4 protein-coding genes are annotated in these 3,550 nt (G+C 44.2%); all 4 read left to right on the forward strand.

What is annotated here, in order from left to right:
• Positions 1 to 609 (forward strand): phosphonoacetaldehyde hydrolase (gene phnX / locus AC1DUA_RS29045; protein ID WP_477503064.1); only part of this gene is annotated, 609 nt, incomplete at its 5' end.
• An 8-nt stretch (positions 610 to 617) separates the two neighbouring features.
• Positions 618 to 1,733 (forward strand): 2-aminoethylphosphonate--pyruvate transaminase, encoded by a 1,116-nt coding sequence (phnW, locus tag AC1DUA_RS29050; RefSeq protein WP_477503067.1) that lies wholly within the window; start codon positions 618 to 620, stop codon positions 1,731 to 1,733.
• Positions 1,734 to 1,866: 133 nt separating this feature from the next.
• Positions 1,867 to 2,967: a putative 2-aminoethylphosphonate ABC transporter substrate-binding protein gene (locus tag AC1DUA_RS29055; protein WP_477503065.1), complete on the forward strand. Its 1,101-nt coding sequence runs from the start codon at positions 1,867 to 1,869 to the stop codon at positions 2,965 to 2,967.
• A gap of 127 nt (positions 2,968 to 3,094) precedes the next feature.
• The coding region (locus AC1DUA_RS29060) for an ABC transporter ATP-binding protein (RefSeq protein ID WP_477503066.1) at positions 3,095 to 3,550 on the forward strand (456 nt) is incomplete at its 3' end.

A 3,550-nucleotide genomic window follows, 5' to 3' on the forward strand; every position in this document is an offset into this window, starting at 1 on the left:
GGCTTATGGCGTGAGCGCTATGGACAATTACCTCAGGAATCGGATGTTGACTCACTTTATGCAGATTTTGAACCGATGATGCTCGCTGTCGTGCATGAATACGCCGAACCGATCCCTGGAGCTCTCGCCCTCGTAGAACGTTTGCGTCAGAGAGGCATTCGGATCGGTTCCACAACGGGCTACACCGCTGAGATGATGGCGATTGTCACCGCTCAAGCGAAGAAACGCGGTTATGCACCGGACCACTTGGTTACGCCAAATGATGTGCCCGCAGGACGTCCATATCCTTGGATGATCTACGAGAACGCGGCTGCTCTGAATGTCTATCCCATGTACAACGTAATGAAGGTGGGAGATACGGTAAGTGATATAAGGGAAGGCGTCAACGCCGGCACTTGGACAATTGGTGTGGTACTAGGAAGCAGTGAACTAGGTATGAGCGAAGCGGAAGTGGAAGCTTGTGATCCTGAAGTTCTACAGGCGCGTATGGAAGCTGTCACAGCCAAGTTTCATGAAGAAGGCGCTCATTATGTCATCCAAACAATTGGTGAGCTAGATCAGCTTATTCCGGTTATCAATCAAAAACTTCAAAGAGGTGAACGTCCATGACTACAACAATGAATCAATTACCGGATAATCCTTATTTATTACTTACTCCAGGTCCATTATCGACTAGTAAAAAAGTAAAGGCAGCTATGCTGCGTGATTGGTGCACATGGGACCAAGATTATAATCAACTCGTGCAATCCATTCGCAGCCGATTAGTAACGATGGCTTCCAGCAAGCCGGATGACTACACAACAGTGCTCATGCAGGGAAGCGGAACTTTCAGTGTTGAATCGGTTATTGGATCTGTTATTCCCAAAGATGGCAAGCTGCTTGTTCTAGCCAACGGAGCTTATGGCAAAAGAATTGCCCAAATAGCGGATGTCCTTGGTATTTACTCGATCGTCCTGGATGCGGGGGAAACGAAGCCGGTTAATGTTAAGCAGTTAGAGGAAGTGCTGAAAGTTGACTCGTCGATCACGCATGTGGCGGTCGTTCATGTTGAAACAACGACAGGAATGATGAATCCGATCGCTGATGTTGCTCGCATTGCCAAGCAATATGGTAAAACACTGATTCTTGACGCGATGAGCTCTTTTGGCGGTATTCCGATTGATATAGCGGAGTTGGATATCGATTATTTAATTAGCAGCGCCAATAAATGTATTCAAGGCGTGCCAGGTTTTGGATTTATCATTGCGCGTAAAGAATCTTTGGTCAAATGCAAAGGAATAGGGCGTTCCTTATCGTTAGATCTCTACGATCAGTGGGAGACTATGGAGCAAGGAAACGGCAAATGGCGTTATACTTCACCAACGCATACAGTTCGGGCCTTTGATCAAGCGCTCCAAGAGTTAGAGGAAGAGGGCGGCGTTGCCCGCAGATTTGAAAGGTTCACTCGTAATCAACAAACGTTGGTTGCTGGCATGCAGCAGATGGGGCTACAACCTCTGCTTCCAACTGAGCTGCAGTCGCCGATCATTACTTCCTTCTTGTACCCGGATTCGTCTGTGTTTTCCTTTGATGAGTTCTATGCACGCATTAAACAAGAGGGTTTTGTTATCTATCCGGGCAAAATAACAGCCGCGGCTACGTTCCGAATCGGCAACATAGGCGATATTCATTTACCAGACATTGAACGTCTACTACAAGGGATTGAAAGACAGTTATTTTGGAAAACAACTTAAAAACAACGAATAAAAATAAAATACAAATATTTTACGTGCATTTAATACTGGTTTTACATTTCTAATTTATACTAATATTTATCAGGTGAGAGAAATACAAACCGATAATTCGAATGAAGGTGGGAGTAAGAAGATGAAGAAATCATTAGGAAGTGCAGTAGCGTTGTTGACAGTTGCTTTTATGTTAGGGGCTTGCGGCGGGAAAGCGGTAGGTACAGATGGTGCGAAGACAAGTGCAGCTCCATCAGCAGCCGCAGAGGTTACAGTAGATACCAAAAGCAAGGATCTAACCGTTTACACGGCCTTGGAAGATGATCAAATCAAAACTTACCTCACGACCTTCAAAGCGAAATATCCGGATGTAAAAGTAAACATTGTTCGTGATTCCACGGGAATTGTTACAGCTAAATTGCTTGCTGAGAAAGACAATACACAAGCAGACGTTGTATGGGGCTTAGCGGCAACAAGCTTGCTTGTTCTTGATCAGAACACCATGTTAGAGCCTTACGCACCGAAAGGCGTAGAACGTATTCTTCCTGATTTTAAAGATAAAAATGCTGTAACGCATTGGGTAGGTATCGATGCTTGGGAAACAGCGTTCATCGTTAACAAAGTAGAGATGGAGAAGCGCAAACTGGCAATTCCACAGTCTTACGAGGATCTGGTGAAGCCTGAATACAAAGGGCTTATCACGATGCCGAATCCTTCATCTTCAGGAACAGGTTTCCTGACGGTTTCCGGATTGGTTCAATTGAAAGGCAATGACGCTGCATGGGATTATATGAACAAATTGCATGACAACATTGCGATGTATGTTCACTCTGGTTCCAAACCTGCTAAATTAGCTGGTACTGGCGAATACCCAATTGGTATTTCCTTTGGTTACCGCGGTATTCAAGAGAAAAAAGCTGGCTCTCCAGTTGAAGTTGTATTCCCTAAAGAAGGTTCCGGCTGGGACGTAGAAGCTAATGCTCTGATGAAGAAAAAAGTCGTGAAACAAGTGGCGAAAGACTTCCTGGATTGGGCTATTACGGATGATGTTATGAAAGAATACAACAAAAACTACGCAATTCTAGCGATTAAAACAGATTCTTCCAAAATCCCTGATGGTTACAGCGTAGATCCAGTTAAACAACTTATCAAAAATGATTTGAACGATGCTGCGAAAAAACGTGACAGTGTTCTTGCTGAGTGGGACAAGCGTTTCAACGCGAAAAGCGAACCAAAAAAATAAACAACAATCCAGAAAAAGGCTGACTGCGAACCATGCTTGCAGCAGTCTTTTTTCTATCACCTTTTTACAAAGCGATAACATATCACACTTATACTAGAGCTAATAAGACTAAGGGGGCTGCTTGATCATGACACAAGCTTACTTGTCCATTCAAGGGGTAAATAAAACATTTGGATCTTTCAGCGCTTTGAATAATATTCATATTGATATTCAGAAAAATGAGTTCATTTGTTTATTAGGCCCAAGCGGTTGCGGTAAAACGACATTGCTTCGCATTATAGCGGGATTAGAAAAACCGACACAAGGCCGGATCACGGTTGGCGGGAAAGATATTACCCTACTTCCGCCAGCGAAAAGAAATTTCGGCATGGTGTTTCAGTCTTATGCGCTTTTTCCCAATCTCACTGCTTATCAGAATGTAGCCTATGGCTTGCAGGGGAAGAAATTTAAGAAAAAAGAGATTGACGAGAAGGTCAAGGAAGTCTTGAACTTAGTGGATCTGCTGCATCTCCATGATCGCTTCCCAGCGCAAATGTCCGGAGGGCAACAGCAGCGTGTGGCCTTAGCACGCGCTATTGTACTA

The sequence above is a fragment of the Paenibacillus sp. 01T422 genome (assembly GCF_056398785.1).